The organism is Kluyvera chengduensis (assembly GCF_044197065.1).
Taxonomy (GTDB): domain Bacteria; phylum Pseudomonadota; class Gammaproteobacteria; order Enterobacterales; family Enterobacteriaceae; genus Kluyvera; species Kluyvera ascorbata_C.
This window is the reverse complement of record NZ_JBIQOI010000004.1, coordinates 277,731-295,372: the sequence shown is the minus strand read 5'-3', so window position 1 is coordinate 295,372 and position 17,642 is coordinate 277,731. Positions and strand designations below refer to the sequence as shown.

Sequence of the window (17,642 nt, the reverse complement as noted above, 5' to 3'; positions counted from 1 at the left end):
ATACCGGCTCGAAATGCGTGAAGCGCGCGGGCCATTAACGAGTAGCGAAATAATGAGTCTAAACCTGGTAAGTGAACAATTGCTGGCAGCGAACGGCCTGAATCATCAGGATCTGTTCGCCATTCTTGGTCAACTCACGGAGCGTCGTCTGGACTATGGCGATCTCTATTTTCAGTCCAGCTACCACGAATCCTGGGTTTTAGAAGATCGCATCATTAAAGATGGTTCTTACAACATCGACCAGGGCGTGGGGGTTCGTGCGGTAAGCGGTGAGAAAACCGGTTTTGCCTATGCCGACCAGATCAGCCTGCTGGCGCTGGAACAGAGCGCACAGGCCGCGCGCACCATTGTGCGTGAAGCGGGTAACGGCAAAGTGCAGACGCTGGGCGCGGTAGAGCATTCTGCGCTCTATACCTCGCTGGACCCACTGCAGAGCATGACCCGCGAAGAGAAGCTGGATATCCTGCGCCGCGTGGACAGCGTGGCGCGTGCCGCAGACAGCCGCGTGCAGGAAGTGACGGCGAGCCTGACCGGCGTCTATGAACTGATTCTGGTTGCCGCGACTGACGGCACGCTGGCGGCCGATGTGCGCCCGCTGGTGCGTCTGTCGGTGAGCGTGCAGGTGGAAGAAGATGGCAAACGTGAACGCGGCGCCAGCGGCGGCGGTGGCCGATTTGGCTACGACTACTTCCTCGCCGACCTCGACGGTGAAGTTCGCGCCGATGCCTGGGCGAAAGAAGCCGTGCGCATGGCGTTAGTTAACCTTTCTGCGGTCGCCGCTCCGGCGGGTACGCTGCCGGTGGTGCTGGGCGCGGGCTGGCCTGGCGTTCTGCTGCACGAAGCGGTGGGTCACGGTCTGGAAGGTGATTTTAACCGCCGCGGCACGTCGGTCTTCAGCGGACAGATGGGCCAGCTGGTGGCTTCCGAACTGTGTACCATTGTGGATGACGGTACCATGAGCGATCGCCGTGGCTCCGTGGCCATCGATGATGAAGGGACGCCGGGTCAGTACAACGTACTGATCGAAAACGGGATCCTCAAAGGCTATATGCAGGATAAACTCAACGCCCGCCTGATGGGCGTTGCTCCGACCGGCAACGGCCGTCGTGAATCCTATGCCCACCTGCCAATGCCGCGTATGACCAATACCTATATGCTGGCCGGGAAATCCACGCCGCAGGAAATCATTGAGTCCGTGGAATATGGCCTCTACGCGCCAAACTTCGGCGGCGGTCAGGTGGATATCACTTCTGGTAAGTTTGTCTTCTCTACCTCGGAAGCGTATCTGATCGAAAACGGTAAAGTGACCAAGCCGGTGAAAGGGGCCACGCTGATTGGCTCCGGTATTGAAACCATGCAGCAGGTGTCGATGGTCGGTAACGATCTGAAGCTGGATAACGGCGTTGGCGTCTGTGGTAAAGAAGGCCAGAGCCTGCCGGTTGGCGTGGGCCAGCCGACGCTGAAGGTGGACAATTTGACGGTGGGCGGTACGGCTTGACCTGAATAAGCCATCATCGAAAAAACGCACCTCATTGAGGTGCGTTTTTTTATCGCAAATGCGTCAGCGGTATTTCAGGGTCAGGTTCGTGAGTGATGCGGTTACGTAAATCGCGACGGATAATTTCAATCGACCAGAACCAAATCAGGTGGCCTACGATCTCTGATACATGTTCATACCATGGAAGTTCGAACAGCGGTGGTGTCAGTCCCATCAGCGGGAAGGAGATCATGTGGACAAAAAGCTGAGCTAAAGCACCGGCGAGTAAACCTTGCCAGAGTTTAATTTTCGGGAAGACTTCAGCAACCACGCAATAACCTACGGCGAAGACGATGGAAAAAATGATATGTGTTACGCCGACCCAGTTAAATATATGTCCTGCAAAGGTGTAAACGACGGCATTGGGGTCTGCGACGCCCAGCCAGTCGCGAAGAAATACATACGGAGGGTTAAGGAAATTACGGGAACAATCGATTTGACTTGCGGCTCTTATTAACTGCTCGGGCCCGCATGCACCGGTGAATAAATCGGTAGGACTGCGCGGAGGAAGAGGCACTTCGGCACCCCATTTCACAAACGCGGAGACGATCCCTGCGATTAACCCTATGAATGCGGCAAGCCCATAACGCCTGCGTGAAGGCGGTGTTTGTTCGAATAAATTCATACTGAGTCCTTGGTTAAAATGATCCTGCTCAATGCATTCTGTTTTTAGATTTTTAATTAAATGCAACCGTCTGGGTATCAGACATAATACAAGATAATAGTCAGATGGGCAGAGTGTCAATTAGCCAAACTTAATAGTTCAGATGATTTATTCCTGAATTACAGCGACTGTAACTCAGGAAATATTCATGCCAAATACTCTTAATGGGACTGTTTAATTTCGGAATGAATATGTCTTTGCTTATTCTTTCCTTCTTCCACGCATCCCCTGAAACAGCCCCGCGACTTCGACAAAATAGTCTGTCAGATAGTTAATACAGACCTGTACTTTGAGCGGCAACTTGTCTTTTTCGGTATACAGGGCGTACACCGGGCGCGGGTCGGACTGATAGCGTGGGAATAAGATCTCAAGCTCACCGCTGTTGATCTCATTGATCACCCACATCAGCGGAACGTAGGCAATACCGGCACCGGCAACCAGCCAGCGAGAGATGGTCATTGGGTCGTTAGTGACAAATCGCCCCTCTGGCAGCAGTTTGGTTGAAATTCCTTCCGGAGCAATTAGCTCAAACTCGTTATCCGGACGAACGCTATATTCCAGCCACGAATGGTTACTGAGATCCGCCGGTTTTTCGGGCACGCCAAACTGCGCGAGGTATTTCTTCGACGCACAGACGACCATTGGCATGCTGCCCAGACGGCGAGAGAAGAGGCTGGAATCTTGCAGCGCCCCAACGCGGATAACCACATCCAGACCATCGGCAATGAGATCCGGCGCTGGAATGCCCGTCACCAGATTCACGGTTAATCCTGGATACTCTTTAAGCATCTCCGCCGTCATGGCAGCGAGGACATTTTGTGCCATAGTTGAAGAACAGCCGATGCGCAGCGTACCAATCGGCGTGTTGTTAAAGGCATAAAGCTGTTCGTGTACATCTTTCACTTCGAACAGCATTCGACGGCAGCCTTGGTAGTAAATTTTGCCGGCTTCGGTTAAGCCGATGCTGCGGGTGCTACGGTTAAGCAGTTTGACCTGCAGCTCATCTTCCAGTTTAGAGACAGTCTGGCTGATGGAAGAAACGCTCATCTGTAGCTGGCGTGCCGCGGCAGTAAAGGAGCCTTGCTCGACAACTTTGGCAAACACCGACATCCGTTTTAGTCGTTCCATTGTTCACTCTGGCTTAAAAGTGATTTGCATCACACTATGTAGATAAGGCAATAACAGTTACGTTAAAATACTGTTAGCTGAATAATTAAAGTTCCAATCTCACCTGCACGCTAGTCTAGTAAGGTCAACATGAGCCTGTTTCCTGTCATCGTGATTTTCGGTCTCTCATTCCCGCCGATCTTCTTTGAGCTGCTCTTATCGCTCGCCATTTTTTGGTTGGTGCGTCGCGTGCTGACGCCAACCGGGATCTATGATTTTGTCTGGCATCCCGCGTTGTTCAACACCGCACTGTATTGCTGCCTGTTTTATCTAATATCACGTTTGTTCGTCTGAGGTAGATGTGAAAACACTAACAAGAAATATCTCCCGTACCGCTATTACGGTGATACTGGTCATCCTGGCATTCATCGCTATTTTTCGTGCCTGGGTCTATTACACCGAGTCTCCGTGGACGCGCGATGCGCGCTTTAGCGCGGACGTCGTCGCCATTGCTCCTGACGTATCCGGCCTGATTACCGATGTTCAGGTCAAGGATAACCAACTGGTTAGCAAAAATCAGGTGCTGTTTGTGATTGACCAGCCGCGCTACCAGAAGGCGCTTGAAGAAGCGAATGCTGATGTCGCCTACTACAAAGCGCTGGCGGATGAAAAAAGCCGTGAAGCCGGGCGCCGTAACAAGCTGGGCGTGATTGCCATGTCCCGCGAAGAAATAGACCAATCAAATAACGTGCTGCAAACCGTGCTGCACCAGTTAGCTAAAGCGCAGGCGACGCGCGATCTGGCGCGTCTGGATCTGGATCGTACGGTGATTCGCGCCCCTGCGGATGGCTGGGTGACTAACCTGAACGTCTACGCCGGTGAGTTTATTACCCGTGGTTCTACGGCGGTCGCGTTGGTAAAACAGCACTCCTTCTACGTGATGGCCTACCTCGAAGAGACCAAGCTCTCAAGCGTGCGTCCGGGCTACCGTGCTGAAATTACCCCGCTCGGCAGCAACCATGTGATTAAAGGGACCGTTGATAGCGTCGCAGCGGGCGTCACCAACGCCAGTAGCAGCGTCGACAGCAAAGGGATGGCGACCATCGACTCCAACCTTGAGTGGGTTCGTCTGGCTCAGCGTGTACCGGTGCGTATCCGACTGGATGAAGAGACGGGCAACCTGTGGCCTGCGGGCACGACCGCCACGGTGGTTATTACCGGTGAGAAAGACCGCGATGCCAGCCGCATGAGCTTCTTCCAGAAGCTGGCGCTGCGTCTGCGTGAATTCGGTTAACTGTCATGGGCATTTTTAGTATTGCCAACCAGCACATCCGCTTTGCCGTCAAACTGGCCTGTGCGGTGGTGCTGGCCCTGTTTGTCGGCTTCCACTTTCAGCTTGAAACGCCGCGCTGGGCGGTGCTGACTGCCGCCATTGTGGCGGCCGGTCCGGCCTTCGCTGCGGGTGGGGAACCTTACGCGGGGGCAATCCGCTATCGCGGGATGCTGCGTATTGTCGGGACCTTTATCGGCTGTATCGCCGCGCTGGTGATTATCATCACTATGATCCGCGCGCCGCTGCTGATGCTCCTCGTGTGCAGCATCTGGGCCGGTTTCTGTACCTGGGTCTCTTCGCTGGTTCGCGTTGAGAACTCCTACGCCTGGGGGCTTTCCGGCTATACGGCGCTGATTATCGTTATCACGATTCAGGCCGAACCGCTGCTGACGCCGCAGTTTGCCGTGGAGCGTTGTAGCGAGATAGTGCTGGGGATTATCTGCGCGATCGTCGCCGATCTCCTGTTTTCACCGCGATCGATCAAAAAAGAGATCGATAACGAACTCGATGCCATCCTTATCGATCAATATCGTCTGATGCAGCTGTGCATCAAGCATGGCGACAGCGATGAGATGGACAAAGCCTGGCTGGCGCTGCTGCGTCGTACGGCGGCGCTGGAAGGGATGCGCGGCAACCTGAATATGGAGTCCTCACGCTGGGCATGGGCCAACCGTCGCTTAAAGGCGCTGAACACCGTTTCGCTGACCATGGTGACCCAGGCCTGTGAAACCTTCATCATGCAAAACTCGCGGCCTGAGCTGGTGACCGACGCTTATCGTGAGCTGTTCGAAGAGCCGGTTGAAACGGTGCAGGACGTTCACCGTCAGCTTAAACGGATGCGCCGCGTGCTGGTGTGGACCGGTGAGCATGATACGCCGGTAACGATTTACAGCTGGGTGGGGGCAGCCACGCGCTATCTGCTGCTCAAACGCGGCGTGATTGGCAACGCGAAAATCAGCGCCCGCGAAGAAGAAATTCTGCAAAGCGAAGTGGTTGTGCGACCGGAGTCAGCCGAACGTCACCACGCGATGATCAACTTCTGGCGTACCACGCTCTCCTGCGCGCTGGGCATTCTTTTCTGGCTGTGGACCGGCTGGACATCGGGCAGCGGGGCGATGGTGATGATTGCCGTGGTCACCTCGCTGGCCATGCGTTTGCCGAATCCGCGCATGGTGGCGATAGACTTTATCTACGGGACCATTGCGGCGCTGCCGCTGGGGGCGCTCTATTTCCTGATTATCATCCCCGCGACGCAGCAAAGTATGCTGCTGTTGTGTATCAGCCTGGCGGTGATGTGCTTCTTTATTGGCATTGAGGTGCAAAAGCGGCGGTTGGGATCGATGGGGGCACTGGCCAGTACCATCAACATTCTGGTGCTGGATAACCCGATGACCTTCCATTTCAGCCAGTTCCTCGACAGTGCATTAGGGCAGATTGTCGGCTGCTTTATGGCGTTTATCGTCATTCTGCTTATCCGTGATAACTCCCGTCTGCGTACCGGGCGCGTGCTGCTGAACCAGTTTGTGTTTGCGGCGGTGTCGGCGATGACCACCAATATGGCCCGTCGTAAAGAGAACCATCTGCCGGGGCTCTACCAGCAGCTGTTTTTACTGCTGAACAAATTCCCGGGGGATATTGCGAAATTCCGCCTGGCGTTGACGCTTATTATCGCGCATCAGCGCCTGCGCGATGCGCCTATTCCGGTGAATGACGATCTGTCGGCGTTCCACCGTCAACTGCGCCGCACCGCTGACCGGGTGATTTCTGCAACCAGCGACGACAAACGCCATTATTACTTCACGCGTTTGCTGGAAGAACTCGGGGTTTATCAGGAAAAACTGCGCATCTGGGAAGCACCTGAGCAGGTTACGCAGCCGGTAGAGCGGCTGGTGACGATGCTGCATAAATATCAGGGCGCGTTGACCAGTAGCTAAACGTTGTTCCCGAAGTCACTGCGCTCGTCCGGGCTACAATCCACCGATAGCCCGGACGAGCACTGCGACTCCGGAAGCCTTACCACCATTCCGCGCGGTGCGCCCCTAACGGCATGGCAGGCATCGCAAACGCCATCGGCGTTTGTGCAAGCTCCAGCGCGCTGTTGAAATAGCGCAATTCGCCGAACGGCCCCTGTTCGCTTACCATACAACGCGCGACCGCCGCCTCGTCTGGTGGGGCAATCGTCTGATAATCCGCAATACTCCCCAACTGCTGCAGCCACGTTGCCGTCCGGCACAATGACACGTCTACCCGCCATGCTCCGCCTTCATTACGCTGACGCTCCAGCGCCATCAGCACGCCCAGCGTGGCGAGATAGCCGCTGAGATAATCATTGGGGTAAGTCGGCCCCAGTACCGGCTGCCCGGTGCCGCCCTGCGCAATCGCCATACCGGTGACGGTCTGAGCGAGCTGCTCAAAGCCTGGCCGGTCTTTCCACGGCCCGCGGTGGCCGTAACAGTTAAGATTAACCGTAATGATTTGCGAGTTAATCTGCGCCATCTCTTCATCGCTCAGCCCATAGCGGGCGAGGGCGCCGGGACGGTAGCTTTGGACAAAAACATCACCCTCACGCACCAGCCGTGCTGCCGTTTCGCGGCCTTCTGCGGTGGAGAGTTCAAGGTAAGCGTTACGCTTGCCGTGGTTGGTATCCACGTCAAACGGCAGAATACGTGGGCGATAAGGCGAAGACAGGTGCAGCACATCGGCTCCCATCTGCGCCAGCCCGCGGGTTGCCGTTGGCCCGGCAATAACATGAGTGAAGTCGAGAACGCGCAGCGGCTTCAGTACCCGTGGCGTATCGTAACGACGGGCTTTTGGCGCGCTATCGGTTAACCGTGTCAGACGAATGAGCGGCTCCTGGCTGACCGCAAGCCCCTGAGGATGCGCCAGCCACTCTTTATGGCTACGTGCGATAGCGGCGCATAGCCCCGCTTCGGCGATAGTCTCTTCCAGTTTTTGCGCTTCCCACAGTGCGACAGCCTGCGCTACCCGATGACGGCTATTTGGCACATCGAGGATATCGAGGATCCCATCGCGTAAACGCGGGTAGCCGCCGTGCAGGAATATCCAGCGGTTGTCGGCGGTAAGATAGAAATCGGTCGTGGGGTAATCCGGATCGTTGTACTGCCAGTTAAAGCCGTTCTGCTGCTGGAAGGTTACCGCATGGGTTGAGGCGGCGGCACTATGGCAATCAACGGTAATGGGCTGCTGCTTGCCGCGAAGGACATCCAGCATCATACCCTGTAGCGCCAGTACCGAGGCGGCGGCTTCACCAATGGCAAAGGGGGTGGGATAGACCGGCGTGTTGTGGGTGAATGTCACCCTCTCAACGGCTAAATGCGTCATACCAAGGTCATGACACAGCTTATTGAATACAGGATTATCGCGCTTCACCGCAGGTTCCTTAGCGTTAATAAGACTTTCGTTATTCTGACAACTATTACGCCAAAAGCGATAGCTATACTTAAATGGAAACACTATTCAGGAGGGTGTAATGACCACGCAAGCATGGCAGGACAACGATCTTTTCCAGACGGGCTACCTGGTGAACGGCGAATGGCATCAGCTCGACACCACCTTTGATGTGCTTAACCCTGCGACGGGCGAGATTGTCGCCAAAGTTGCGAAGGCAGGAAAAAAAGAGACGGAGCAGGCCATTGCCGCTGCTGCGCGTGCTTTCCCGCTGTGGCGGGCAAAAACGGCGAAGGCGCGTTCAGAACTACTGTATCGCTGGTATCAGCTCATCATCGAACATAAAAGCTGGCTGGCGAAGCTGATGACCATCGAGCAGGGCAAGCCGTTGAAAGAGGCCGAAGGCGAGGTGGACTACGCGGCGAGCTTTATTCAGTGGTTTGCCGAACAGGGCAAAAGAGCGAACGGCGAGATTATTCCGCCGGCCAAGCCGGGTTCACGCATTCTGGCAATGCGCGAGCCAATCGGCGTTGTTGCGGCTATCACACCGTGGAACTTCCCGATGGCAATGCTCACCCGCAAGTTGGGGCCTGCGCTGGCCGCTGGCTGTACCGGTGTGATCAAACCTGCGAATAACACGCCGCTCTGCGCATTTGCATTGCTGGCGCTGGCGAAGAAAGCGGGGATCCCGGATGGTGTACTGAATGCGGTAGCGGGGAATACGTCAGAAATAAGCGACGCCATTATGGCGAGCCATGATGTGCGCAAAATTTCCTTTACCGGCTCGACATCGGTCGGGAAGACGCTGGTACGTAACGCGGCAGAAACCATGAAAAAAGTCTCCATGGAGCTAGGGGGGAATGCGCCGTATATCGTTTTTGAGGATGCCGATATCGATGCCGCGGTGAAGGGGGCGATAGCCAACAAGTTCCGCAATGCCGGGCAGGTATGCGTGAGCGTGAACCGTTTTTATATCCACGACAGTGTGTATGAGCGCTTTGTCAGCCAGCTTGCTGCCGCAGTAAAAGCGTTAAAAGTGGGGAACGGGTTGGATGACGGCGTGGTTGTTGGGCCGTTGATTGAGGCCGCGGCGGTGAAAAAAGTGCGTGAACACGTTGAAGATGCAGTATCAAAAGGGGCGAAAGTCCTGGCGGGAGGCCAGCCGCATGCGCTGGGGGGAAACTTCTGGCAGCCAACGGTGTTGGGGGATTGTCAGGAGACAATGCAGCTGGCGCAGGAAGAAACCTTTGGCCCGCTGGCGGCCTGTTTCCGCTTTAGCGACGAAGAGGATGTTATTCATCGCGCGAATAATACACCGTACGGGCTGGCGGCCTATTTCTATACCCAAAACCTGTCCCGTGTCTTCCGCGTCTCACAGGCGTTGGAAAGTGGGATGATCGGCATTAACGAATGCGCGGTTTCCACCGAGCTGGGGCCGTTTGGCGGTGTGAAAGAGTCTGGGCTGGGTCGAGAAGGTTCGGTGCTGGGGTTAGAAGAGTACCTCGAAGTGAAGACGTTGCACATTGGGGGGCTTTAGTCTGTTGAATGGGATGAGGGCGTAAGATGAAAATCTATACTTTTGATTTTGACGAGATAGAGGATCAGGGCGATTTTTACCGGGAGTTCGCCCGTCTCTTTGCCCTCGATCGCGAGAAGATCCGCGATCTGGACACGTTGTGGGATGTGGTGACCAGCAAAGAAATTCCGTTACCCGTGGAGATTGAATTCCTTCATCTGGACGAAAAGCAGCGCCGACGTTACGGTGCGCTTATTCTGCTCTTTGATGAAGCAGAAGAAGAGCTGGAAGGGATGCTGCGTTTTAACGTTCAGCGCGGATAAAAAAAAAGCCCTCGCCAAAAAGCGAGGGCAAGTCGTCGGTCAAGACGACGAGGGTTTATTTGTACAGCTCAGCTGTAGCGTGCCAATGGTCACCGGTACGTGCTTCGATAATACGATAGCTGCTAGCACCTTCTTTCTCTGCTTTTGCGGCTAGCTCACTACGCATATCCATCGGGTCGCTACCAATCTGTGAAACAGAGATGGTGCCCATTGATTGCAGGTTCTGCGCCTGGTCCTGACTTACCTGATGTGCTGCGGCGCTTGCGCCGAAAGAAAGTACAGATGCCAGACCAAGGGATGCGATGATAATTGCGCTTTTCATATTCTTACTCCTCACCTTATTTTGCAGCGGTGAGAGGATGTTGTTGCTGATTCCTGGGACCGCTGTGGAAATTTTTACTGAATGCCGACGTATTGCTTCACACTGACTTATTTGTACAGTTCAGCCGTTGCGTGCCAATGGTCACCGGTACGCGCTTCAATGATGCGGTAAGAAGATGCACCTTGCTCTTCCGCTTTTTTGTTCAGCATTTCATGCATGTCCATCGGGTTTGAACCGACAGAGCCGACAGAAACGGTGCCGAGTGCCTGACGCGTTTGTGCCTGTTCGCTGTTGATAGAGTCAGCGGCGAAAGCGCCAAACGAGATAACAGATAGGATGCTCAGAGCGGCAACGGTTGTTTTGATTTTCATGATACTCACCTCGTCGTATTTTTTTGGAGGGTCTTTGTTTTGTGACCCTCATCACGAAATTAAGTATACACTAATCACGTAAAATATTAATACCACGCTAATTGTTTCCGGTGTAATTAGTTGTCAGGAATCGTCATTTTTAGAAGATATAGGTATAAAAAAGCGCATATTTTGGCAAAGTTAATCGTCAATAATGCGTAAAATCAAACGGATAGGATAATTTGATGTTTTGTGCGGTTAAGTTGAGATATATTCACTGGAATTATGATTTTGGACGAAAAATCGCACTAAATGCTAACGAAGCGGCAGTAGAAACGGTGGATAAGCTGGTGGGAAAGCGGACTCCTCCGGAGGGACCAGAGGAGTATCACGAGGGATTACAGCTCCTGTTCAAACAGAACCTGAATGGCCTCGTAGAGATCTTTAACAGTGAAGCCTCGAGCGGGTGTGGTGAAGATAGTGTCATCACCGGCAATGCTGCCGAGAATACCTTCAGCCTTGCCTAAAGAGTCCAGAAGGCGCGCGATAAGCTGCGCAGCGCCTGGGCTGGTATGAATCACAACGACAGCGTCGTTGTAGTCAATGTCCAGGACCAGATTCTTCAATGGGCTGGTGGTAGTCGGTACACCCAGTTCTGCTGGCAGGCAGTAAACCATTTCCATTTTGGCGTTGCGGGTACGCACTGCGCCAAACTTTGTCAGCATACGAGAGACTTTGGATTGGTTGATATTATCGAAGCCTTCTTCCTGTAGGGCCTGAACAATTTCGCCCTGAGAGCTAAATTTTTCTTCCTTCAGTAACGCTTTAAAGGCTTTAACTAATTCTTCTTGTTTAGTTGAACTTCGCATAAGTCACCCGAGTATGGTGGTGAAATTAACATTATTATGCATATAGGTGAATTTTTATGCAAAACAATTTATCCCAAGAGGCTAGGCCAAATAGAGAAAGGCCGGATTTTAGCAAAAATTAGGCCTAAGAAACATGCCTATATCACGGGATACAAATAAGTTAAAAGTAAATGAATTGTTATTAAATTGCTGTTGTTTTACGCAACATGCTGAGTATATTGTAATCGATAGTTGATGAAAGTTTGGTTTCGTAGATAGACCTTTTTCTGGGAGTAGTGCGGTAACGCCAGCAATGCTGCTGTCATACCCGCATTCTGTAAGCAATTATATTGTAATTATTTACCTTGTGAATTAAGGTCGCCGCAACGGAGTAACAACAGGTATCTCTTGCGTCGGTTATGCGGTCCACGACAGGTTATTACCTGAATGTCATTAACCATAATAAGGAGTTTAGGATGAAAGTCGCAGTCCTTGGTGCCGCCGGCGGTATTGGCCAGGCGCTTGCCCTACTACTAAAGACCCAACTGCCTTCTGGTTCAGAACTCTCCCTCTATGATATTGCCCCCGTCACGCCTGGCGTGGCTGTCGATCTCAGCCATATTCCTACTGATGTCAACATCAAAGGATTCTCCGGAGAAGATGCGACGCCTGCGCTGGTAGGGGCGGATGTTGTCCTGATCTCTGCTGGGGTGGCACGTAAGCCCGGTATGGATCGCTCCGATCTGTTTAACGTTAACGCCGGGATTGTCAAAAACCTGGTGCAGCAAATTGCAAAAACCGCGCCTAAAGCCTGTATTGGCATTATTACCAACCCGGTCAACACCACCGTGGCCATTGCCGCCGAAGTGCTGAAGAAAGCGGGCGTATACGACAAAAACAAACTGTTTGGTGTTACAACGCTGGACATCATCCGCTCCAATACCTTTGTGGCTGAGCTGAAAGGTAAAAAATGCGGTGACGTCGAGGTCCCGGTCATCGGCGGTCACTCCGGCGTAACGATTCTTCCTTTATTGTCGCAAATCCCAGGGGTCAGCTTCTCTGAACAAGAAGTCAATGACCTGACCAAGCGTATCCAGAATGCGGGTACCGAAGTGGTTGAAGCAAAAGCCGGTGGCGGCTCAGCAACCCTGTCCATGGGCCAGGCTGCTGCACGCTTTGGCTTGTCCCTGGTTCGCGCTCTGCAGGGCGAGAAAGGGGTGGTTGAATGTGCCTATGTTGAAGGCGATGGCGAATATGCCCGCTTCTTCTCACAGCCGCTGCTGCTGGGTAAAAATGGAATTGAAGAACGTCAGTCTATCGGCAAACTGAGCGCTTACGAACAGCAGGCGCTGGAAGGGATGCTGGATACGTTGAGAAAAGACATTCAGCTTGGCGAAGATTTTATCAATAAATAGAGTGCGATGCCGGAACGTTCGTTCCGGCTTCTTACGGGTTGCCTGCTTGTAAACAGGTTACTCGATCAAGCGTTAAATCTGCTAAACTCCCCGCGTCTTATCGGTTATTAACGAGAACGTCGTGAAAAAGATCCAAAGAAAGCAAACTCGCGATCACATTACCCAAATGCTGCGCTACGAGATTCTCTCCGGCAATATTCGTGCGGGAGAAGAACTGGCGCAGGAAAGTATTGCTGAACAGCTGGGGCTTTCGCGCATGCCAGTTCGCGAGGCGCTGCAGTCGCTTGAGCAGGAAGGGTTTTTGATTCGTCTGCCCAATCGGCATATGCAGGTTGCGCACCAGGAGCCTGACCACGTCAGCCATATTTTTCGCGTCATTGCGGCGACGGCGGCAGAGTTGTTTTCGCTTATTCCGGCGACGGTGTCTGAGGTGCTGAGTGCACGTGCACAGGCGCTGGCGAGTTCGCAAGATAAAACCCTTGAGCTTGAGTTTCACCAGACGCTGATTGCTTATGTTAATAATCGCTATCTTGAGAAAGCCTATCAGCAGTTCCTGGACGGCTATGTCTCGTATGTGATTTTACATTTGAAAGAAGAGTATCAGGAATCTGCACTGCTGCTGATGGAACTCAGTGCGGCGATAGGACGGGGGCAACACGGCGAGATTGTGCAGGCTACGCAGCGTTATTTCCTCTCTCTGGCGGAAATAATGCGTCAACATATGAAGGATTGGGAAAGTGCCGAAGCCTAAATTAGGGAAAATTAAGCTTCTTTCAGCGAAAGAACAGGTCGCTGCGGTTTTGCGTAAAGCAATATTGTCACGGGATTTAGTCGAAGGTCAGGAGATCACCCTGGACGGGATCGCCAGAATGGTGGGCGTATCCAGCATGCCGGTACGCGAGGCGTTTCAGATCCTGGCGGCGGATGGGTTAATCAAAGTTCGTCCGAATAAAGGCGCAGTGGTGTTAGGGATTAACGAGCAGACCATTCGCGAACACTACGAGATTCGCGCCCTGCTTGAAAGCGAGGCTGTTGCCAAAGCCTCTCGGCCCGGAACCGATATTTCACATATTGCACAGGTTCACTACGCGGCGGAAAGGGCGCTGGCCGCCAATAACTCCGCTGAATACTCAGACCTGAACCAGGCATTTCACATGGAAATCTGGAATGCCGCAGGTAATGAGAAGATGAAAGTGTTGCTCTGTAACATGTGGAATGGCCTGTCGATGGGCCATAAAGTTACTGAAGAAGAGTATGCCGGTATCTCCATCCAGGAGCATAAAAGCATTCTTCAGGCACTTGAATTGCATGATGAAACGCTTGCCCGCCAGCGCATGCGCGCGCATATCATTCGCTCGATGGAAAATATGCTGACGCGCTATGTTGCGGATCCATCCGCTTGATCCCGACGCCTGCGCGAAGCCCGCAGGCGCGGCTTTCCCTGCCTATTACTCATATCAATTAATTACTTAGCGTGACTATTTTTAGATCGTTTTGACGCAGATCCCAATCCTGAACCTTTCCTGAAAAACGCATTGACTTAGTTTTTGTAAGGGCATAATTTTCTCCCCGTCAATATTGGATACAATATCATATATCATTGATAGGATAATTATAAACATGGAACCTATTACCATCACCCTATGCTTGCTGGTGTTTGCCATTGCGATGTTCGTTTGGGAGAAGGTGCCGCTTGCGGTCACCTCAATGATCGTCTGCGTGGCGCTTGTTCTCACTGGTGTTCTCGATCTGAAGCAGGCGTTTTCCGGCTTCATCGATACCAACGTTATCCTCTTTGTGGCGATGTTCATTGTCGGCGGCGCGCTGTTTGAAACCGGCATGGCAAACAAAGTTGGCGGCGTGATTACCCTTTTCGCGAAAACTGAAAAGCAGCTGATTTTCACCATTATGGTGGTGGTTGGCGTTATGTCCGGTTTTCTCTCAAACACCGGTACTGCGGCAGTGCTGATCCCGGTGGTTATCGGCGTGGCGGCTAAATCGGGCTTTACGCGCTCACGTCTGCTGATGCCGCTGGTCTTCGCGGCGGCGCTCGGCGGCAACCTGTCGTTGATTGGTGCGCCGGGCAACCTGATTGCACAGTCGGCGCTGCAGAATATCGGCAGTGGTTTCAGTTTCTTCGAATATGCCAAAGTGGGTCTGCCGATGTTGCTCTGCGGCATCATCTACTTCCTGACGATTGGCTATAAGTTCCTACCAAATCATCCCAACAGCGGTGATGTTGGCAGCGTTGGCGAGCAGCGTGATTACAGTCATGTGCCGCGCTGGAAGCAGATCCTGTCGCTGGTGGTGCTGATTGCCACAATCCTCGGCATGATTTTCGAAAAACAGACCGGAATTAGCCTTGCGGTCGCCGGCTGCATCGGTGCGCTTGTGCTGGTCGTGACCGGCGTACTGAATGAAAAGCAGGCCTATAAGGCGATTGATTCGCAAACTATTTTCATCTTCGGCGGCACTTTGGCGCTGGCAAAAGCGCTGGAAATGACCGGGGCAGGGAAGCTGGTGGCGGACTACGTGATTGGCATGCTGGGGAACAGTTCCTCGCCGTTCATGCTGCTGGTCGTTGTGTTTGCCCTGTCGGTCATCATGACCAATTTTATGTCCAATACCGCGACCGTGGCGCTGCTGGTGCCGGTGAGCCTCTCCATTGCCGCAGGCATGGGGGCCGACCCGCGCGCCGTGCTGATGGCAACGGTCATCGGCAGTTCCTGCGCTTACGCGACGCCTATCGGGATGCCCGCCAACATGATGGTGCTCTCGGCCGGTGGCTATAAGTTTGTTGATTACGCCAAAGCCGGTATCCCTCTCATTATCGTTTCCACCATTGTCAGCTTGATTCTGCTGCCAATCCTTTTCCCTTTTCACCCGTAATTTACGGAAGCTGTTCTGACTAAGGAGTCTTTATGAGCAAAAGTGAGCAGATATCCCATATGACCGATGTTATGGCCAAATTTGTGGGATATACCGGCAAAGTCTTACCTGATGACGTCACCGCCAAACTGGAAGAATTACAGAAAAAAGAGACCAGCCAGCTGGCGAATGTCATCTTTACCACCATGTTTGATAACCAGCGCCTGGCCAAAGAGTTAGATCGTCCTTCCTGCCAGGATACGGGCGTCATCCAGTTTCTGGTGGAGTGCGGTACGAAATTTCCGCTGATTGGCGAGCTGGAAGCCCTGCTGCGTGAAGCGGTCATTCAGGCGACGGTTGACTCCCCGTTGCGCCACAACAGCGTGGAAACCTTTGACGAATACAACACCGGCAAAAACGTCGGTAAAGGAACCCCGACAGTGTTCTGGGAGATTGTGCCTGATTCCGACCAGTGCAGCATTTACACCTATATGGCGGGCGGCGGCTGTTCTCTACCAGGGAAGGCGATGGTACTGATGCCGGGGGCTGGTTATGAAGGCGTGACGCGTTTTGTCCTCGATGTAATGACCACCTATGGCCTTAACGCCTGTCCACCACTGCTGGTTGGGGTTGGTGTGGCGACATCCGTTGAAACGGCGGCGTTGTTGTCGAAAAAAGCGCTGATGCGCCCGGTCGGCTCGCACAATGACAATGAACGCGCGGCATCGCTGGAGAAAATGCTGGAAGACGGCATCAATAAGATTGGCCTTGGCCCACAGGGCATGTCCGGCAACACTTCGGTCATGGGTGTCAATATTGAAAATACCGCACGCCATCCTTCCACCATCGGCGTGGCGGTTAACGTCGGCTGCTGGTCGCACCGCAAAGGGCATATCGTTTTCGATAAAGATCTGAATTACACCATCACCTCTCACACCGGAGTGACTTTCTGATGACTAAAAAAATTCTGACTACGCCAATTAAAGATGAAGACTTAGCCGATATTAAGGCTGGCGATATTATTTATCTCAACGGTCATATTGTTACCTGTCGCGATGTGGCACACCGCCGCTTAATTGAAGGCGGCCGTGAGCTGCCGGTGAATATTGACGGCGGCGCGATTTTGCATGCCGGTCCAATCGTTCGTCCAATTAAAGATTCTGACGATAAATTTGAGATGGTTTCCGTTGGACCAACCACCAGTATGCGAATGGAGAAGTTTGAAAAAGAGTTTATTGCCAAAACCGGCGTGAAATTAATTGTTGGTAAAGGCGGTATGGGTAAAGGCACCGAAGAGGGCTGTGCAGAACATAAGGCGCTGCACTGCGTCTTCCCTGCTGGTTGTGCGGTGGTGGCTGCGGTTTGCGTTGAAGAAATTGAGGATGCGCAGTGGCGTGACCTTGGTATGCCGGAAACGCTGTGGGTCTGCCGGGTTAAAGAGTTTGGTCCGTTAATTGTCTCTATTGATACGCACGGTAATAACCTGTTCGAACAAAACAAAGTTATTTTCAATCAGCGCAAAGAGATCGTCGCAGATGAAATTTGCCAACACGTAAGTTTTATTAAATAAGCTAATTGCACGGTAATGGCTGCCGTTCTGGCGGTGAATGTTTGAGGCTTCTGATCGGGGGCGGTCCGGGGAAATCCACTCTTACTTATTCATCATCAGGGCCGCGCCATTATTGTGCCTTCTTTTGAAGGCGATTTTATGACAGATGCAACGCTATTTGGCGAAGGCCTCACGCTGATGTTCCTGGGGATGGGATTTGTGCTGGTATTTCTCTTCCTGCTGATCCTGGCCATTCAGGGCATGTCCGCTCTTATCGCGCGTTTCTTCCCTGAACCCATTGTCGTGCCTGCGCCGCGGGCCGTACCCGCCGTGGACGATTTCACCCGCTTAAAGCCGGTGATTGCCGCCGCCATTCACCATCACCGTCTTAACGCTTAAGTT

Annotated in this window: 19 protein-coding genes; 13 read left to right on the top strand and 6 right to left on the bottom strand. The window is 53.0% G+C overall.

Annotated features, from left to right (window positions below):
- Positions 1 to 52: 52 nt before the first annotated feature.
- Positions 53 to 1,498, top strand: coding sequence for a metalloprotease TldD (gene tldD / locus ACH1XZ_RS14010; protein WP_115073702.1), 1,446 nt, complete (start codon positions 53 to 55; stop codon positions 1,496 to 1,498).
- A 49-nt stretch (positions 1,499 to 1,547) separates the two neighbouring features.
- Here the strand turns inward: tldD and ACH1XZ_RS14005 are convergent, their stop codons facing one another.
- Both ACH1XZ_RS14005 and aaeR read right to left on the bottom strand, forming a co-directional pair.
- Positions 1,548 to 2,162: a YagU family protein gene (locus ACH1XZ_RS14005; protein ID WP_395596037.1), complete on the bottom strand. Its 615-nt coding sequence runs from the start codon at positions 2,160 to 2,162 to the stop codon at positions 1,548 to 1,550.
- Between the two features lie 240 nt (positions 2,163 to 2,402).
- Positions 2,403 to 3,329, bottom strand: coding sequence for an HTH-type transcriptional activator AaeR (gene aaeR / locus ACH1XZ_RS14000; RefSeq protein ID WP_395596036.1), 927 nt, complete (start codon positions 3,327 to 3,329; stop codon positions 2,403 to 2,405).
- Positions 3,330 to 3,458: 129 nt separating this feature from the next.
- Between aaeR and aaeX the strand changes: the two genes are divergently transcribed.
- From aaeX to aaeB, 3 genes are read left to right on the top strand one after another with little or no spacing between them, the layout of a single operon-like run.
- Positions 3,459 to 3,662 carry a p-hydroxybenzoic acid efflux pump operon protein AaeX gene (aaeX, locus tag ACH1XZ_RS13995; RefSeq protein ID WP_035891204.1) on the top strand — a complete coding sequence of 68 codons (204 nt, stop codon included), beginning with the start codon at positions 3,459 to 3,461 and terminating at the stop codon, positions 3,660 to 3,662.
- Between the two features lie 7 nt (positions 3,663 to 3,669).
- Positions 3,670 to 4,602: a p-hydroxybenzoic acid efflux pump subunit AaeA gene (gene aaeA / locus ACH1XZ_RS13990; RefSeq protein ID WP_395596035.1), complete on the top strand. Its 933-nt coding sequence runs from the start codon at positions 3,670 to 3,672 to the stop codon at positions 4,600 to 4,602.
- 5 nt (positions 4,603 to 4,607) lie between these two features.
- Positions 4,608 to 6,575: a p-hydroxybenzoic acid efflux pump subunit AaeB gene (aaeB, locus tag ACH1XZ_RS13985; RefSeq protein WP_395596034.1), complete on the top strand. Its 1,968-nt coding sequence runs from the start codon at positions 4,608 to 4,610 to the stop codon at positions 6,573 to 6,575.
- A 79-nt stretch (positions 6,576 to 6,654) separates the two neighbouring features.
- Here the strand turns inward: aaeB and ACH1XZ_RS13980 are convergent, their stop codons facing one another.
- A complete protein-coding gene (locus ACH1XZ_RS13980; RefSeq protein ID WP_395596033.1) occupies positions 6,655 to 7,983 on the bottom strand; it encodes a CoA transferase in 1,329 nt (442 codons plus the stop codon).
- A 148-nt stretch (positions 7,984 to 8,131) separates the two neighbouring features.
- Between ACH1XZ_RS13980 and ACH1XZ_RS13975 the strand changes: the two genes are divergently transcribed.
- Together ACH1XZ_RS13975 and ACH1XZ_RS13970 are read left to right on the top strand one after the other, a co-directional pair.
- Positions 8,132 to 9,586, top strand: a complete 1,455-nt coding sequence (locus tag ACH1XZ_RS13975) for an NAD-dependent succinate-semialdehyde dehydrogenase (RefSeq protein ID WP_395596032.1) — start codon at positions 8,132 to 8,134, stop codon at positions 9,584 to 9,586.
- A 26-nt stretch (positions 9,587 to 9,612) separates the two neighbouring features.
- Positions 9,613 to 9,888, top strand: coding sequence for a barstar family protein (locus ACH1XZ_RS13970; protein WP_035891198.1), 276 nt, complete (start codon positions 9,613 to 9,615; stop codon positions 9,886 to 9,888).
- Between the two features lie 55 nt (positions 9,889 to 9,943).
- Here ACH1XZ_RS13970 and yhcN-B read toward each other — a convergent pair whose 3' ends face one another.
- The 3 genes from yhcN-B to argR form a co-directional block, all read right to left on the bottom strand.
- On the bottom strand, positions 9,944 to 10,210 hold the full coding sequence (gene yhcN-B / locus ACH1XZ_RS13965; protein ID WP_395596031.1) for a DUF1471 family stress response protein YhcN-B: 267 nt from the start codon (positions 10,208 to 10,210) through the stop codon (positions 9,944 to 9,946).
- A gap of 107 nt (positions 10,211 to 10,317) precedes the next feature.
- Positions 10,318 to 10,581 (bottom strand): peroxide/acid stress response protein YhcN, encoded by a 264-nt coding sequence (gene yhcN, locus ACH1XZ_RS13960; RefSeq protein WP_395596030.1) that lies wholly within the window; start codon positions 10,579 to 10,581, stop codon positions 10,318 to 10,320.
- Positions 10,582 to 10,958: 377 nt separating this feature from the next.
- A complete protein-coding gene (gene argR / locus ACH1XZ_RS13955) occupies positions 10,959 to 11,429 on the bottom strand; it encodes a transcriptional regulator ArgR (RefSeq protein WP_035891195.1) in 471 nt (156 codons plus the stop codon).
- 455 nt (positions 11,430 to 11,884) lie between these two features.
- On the opposite strand from argR, the gene mdh reads away from it, so the two are divergent.
- The 7 genes from mdh (at position 11,885) to ACH1XZ_RS13920 (ending at position 17,639) form a co-directional block, all read left to right on the top strand.
- Entirely contained in the window at positions 11,885 to 12,823 is a 939-nt protein-coding gene (mdh, locus tag ACH1XZ_RS13950) for a malate dehydrogenase (RefSeq protein WP_185669808.1), read from the top strand.
- A gap of 121 nt (positions 12,824 to 12,944) precedes the next feature.
- Positions 12,945 to 13,574, top strand: coding sequence for a GntR family transcriptional regulator (locus ACH1XZ_RS13945; protein WP_395596029.1), 630 nt, complete (start codon positions 12,945 to 12,947; stop codon positions 13,572 to 13,574).
- Complete coding sequence (locus ACH1XZ_RS13940) at positions 13,561 to 14,226, top strand: GntR family transcriptional regulator (RefSeq protein WP_395596028.1); 666 nt, start codon at positions 13,561 to 13,563, stop codon at positions 14,224 to 14,226. Before ACH1XZ_RS13945 ends, ACH1XZ_RS13940 begins: the two co-directional genes overlap by 14 nt.
- A 217-nt stretch (positions 14,227 to 14,443) precedes the next feature.
- On the top strand, positions 14,444 to 15,712 hold the full coding sequence (locus ACH1XZ_RS13935; protein WP_395596027.1) for an SLC13 family permease: 1,269 nt from the start codon (positions 14,444 to 14,446) through the stop codon (positions 15,710 to 15,712).
- Between the two features lie 32 nt (positions 15,713 to 15,744).
- The gene (gene ttdA, locus ACH1XZ_RS13930) at positions 15,745 to 16,644 is read left to right on the top strand and encodes a L(+)-tartrate dehydratase subunit alpha (protein ID WP_395596026.1); all 900 of its coding nucleotides are present in this window, start codon (positions 15,745 to 15,747) and stop codon (positions 16,642 to 16,644) included.
- Positions 16,644 to 17,261 carry a L(+)-tartrate dehydratase subunit beta gene (ttdB, locus tag ACH1XZ_RS13925; protein WP_395596025.1) on the top strand — a complete coding sequence of 206 codons (618 nt, stop codon included), beginning with the start codon at positions 16,644 to 16,646 and terminating at the stop codon, positions 17,259 to 17,261. The genes ttdA and ttdB overlap by 1 nt, the downstream gene beginning before the upstream one ends.
- Positions 17,262 to 17,399: 138 nt before the next feature.
- Positions 17,400 to 17,639 carry an oxaloacetate decarboxylase subunit gamma gene (locus tag ACH1XZ_RS13920; RefSeq protein WP_395596024.1) on the top strand — a complete coding sequence of 80 codons (240 nt, stop codon included), beginning with the start codon at positions 17,400 to 17,402 and terminating at the stop codon, positions 17,637 to 17,639.
- Positions 17,640 to 17,642 lie beyond the last annotated feature (3 nt).

What these genes read in the sequence shown, in the direction of transcription:
- yhcN-B (WP_395596031.1), bottom strand. Translation starts at nt 10,210, where the DNA reads ATGAAAAGCGCAATTATCATCGCATCCCTTGGTCTGGCATCTGTACTT.
- argR (WP_035891195.1), bottom strand. Translation starts at nt 11,429, where the DNA reads ATGCGAAGTTCAACTAAACAAGAAGAATTAGTTAAAGCCTTTAAAGCG.
- ACH1XZ_RS13980 (WP_395596033.1), bottom strand. Translation starts at nt 7,983, where the DNA reads ATGACGCATTTAGCCGTTGAGAGGGTGACATTCACCCACAACACGCCG.
- ttdB (WP_395596025.1), top strand. Translation starts at nt 16,644, where the DNA reads ATGACTAAAAAAATTCTGACTACGCCAATTAAAGATGAAGACTTAGCC.
- ACH1XZ_RS13920 (WP_395596024.1), top strand. Translation starts at nt 17,400, where the DNA reads ATGACAGATGCAACGCTATTTGGCGAAGGCCTCACGCTGATGTTCCTG.
- aaeX (WP_035891204.1), top strand. Translation starts at nt 3,459, where the DNA reads ATGAGCCTGTTTCCTGTCATCGTGATTTTCGGTCTCTCATTCCCGCCG.
- ttdA (WP_395596026.1), top strand. Translation starts at nt 15,745, where the DNA reads ATGAGCAAAAGTGAGCAGATATCCCATATGACCGATGTTATGGCCAAA.
- ACH1XZ_RS13935 (WP_395596027.1), top strand. Translation starts at nt 14,444, where the DNA reads ATGGAACCTATTACCATCACCCTATGCTTGCTGGTGTTTGCCATTGCG.
- yhcN (WP_395596030.1), bottom strand. Translation starts at nt 10,581, where the DNA reads ATGAAAATCAAAACAACCGTTGCCGCTCTGAGCATCCTATCTGTTATC.
- aaeB (WP_395596034.1), top strand. Translation starts at nt 4,608, where the DNA reads ATGGGCATTTTTAGTATTGCCAACCAGCACATCCGCTTTGCCGTCAAA.
- tldD (WP_115073702.1), top strand. Translation starts at nt 53, where the DNA reads ATGAGTCTAAACCTGGTAAGTGAACAATTGCTGGCAGCGAACGGCCTG.
- ACH1XZ_RS14005 (WP_395596037.1), bottom strand. Translation starts at nt 2,162, where the DNA reads ATGAATTTATTCGAACAAACACCGCCTTCACGCAGGCGTTATGGGCTT.
- ACH1XZ_RS13975 (WP_395596032.1), top strand. Translation starts at nt 8,132, where the DNA reads ATGACCACGCAAGCATGGCAGGACAACGATCTTTTCCAGACGGGCTAC.
- ACH1XZ_RS13970 (WP_035891198.1), top strand. Translation starts at nt 9,613, where the DNA reads ATGAAAATCTATACTTTTGATTTTGACGAGATAGAGGATCAGGGCGAT.
- mdh (WP_185669808.1), top strand. Translation starts at nt 11,885, where the DNA reads ATGAAAGTCGCAGTCCTTGGTGCCGCCGGCGGTATTGGCCAGGCGCTT.
- aaeR (WP_395596036.1), bottom strand. Translation starts at nt 3,329, where the DNA reads ATGGAACGACTAAAACGGATGTCGGTGTTTGCCAAAGTTGTCGAGCAA.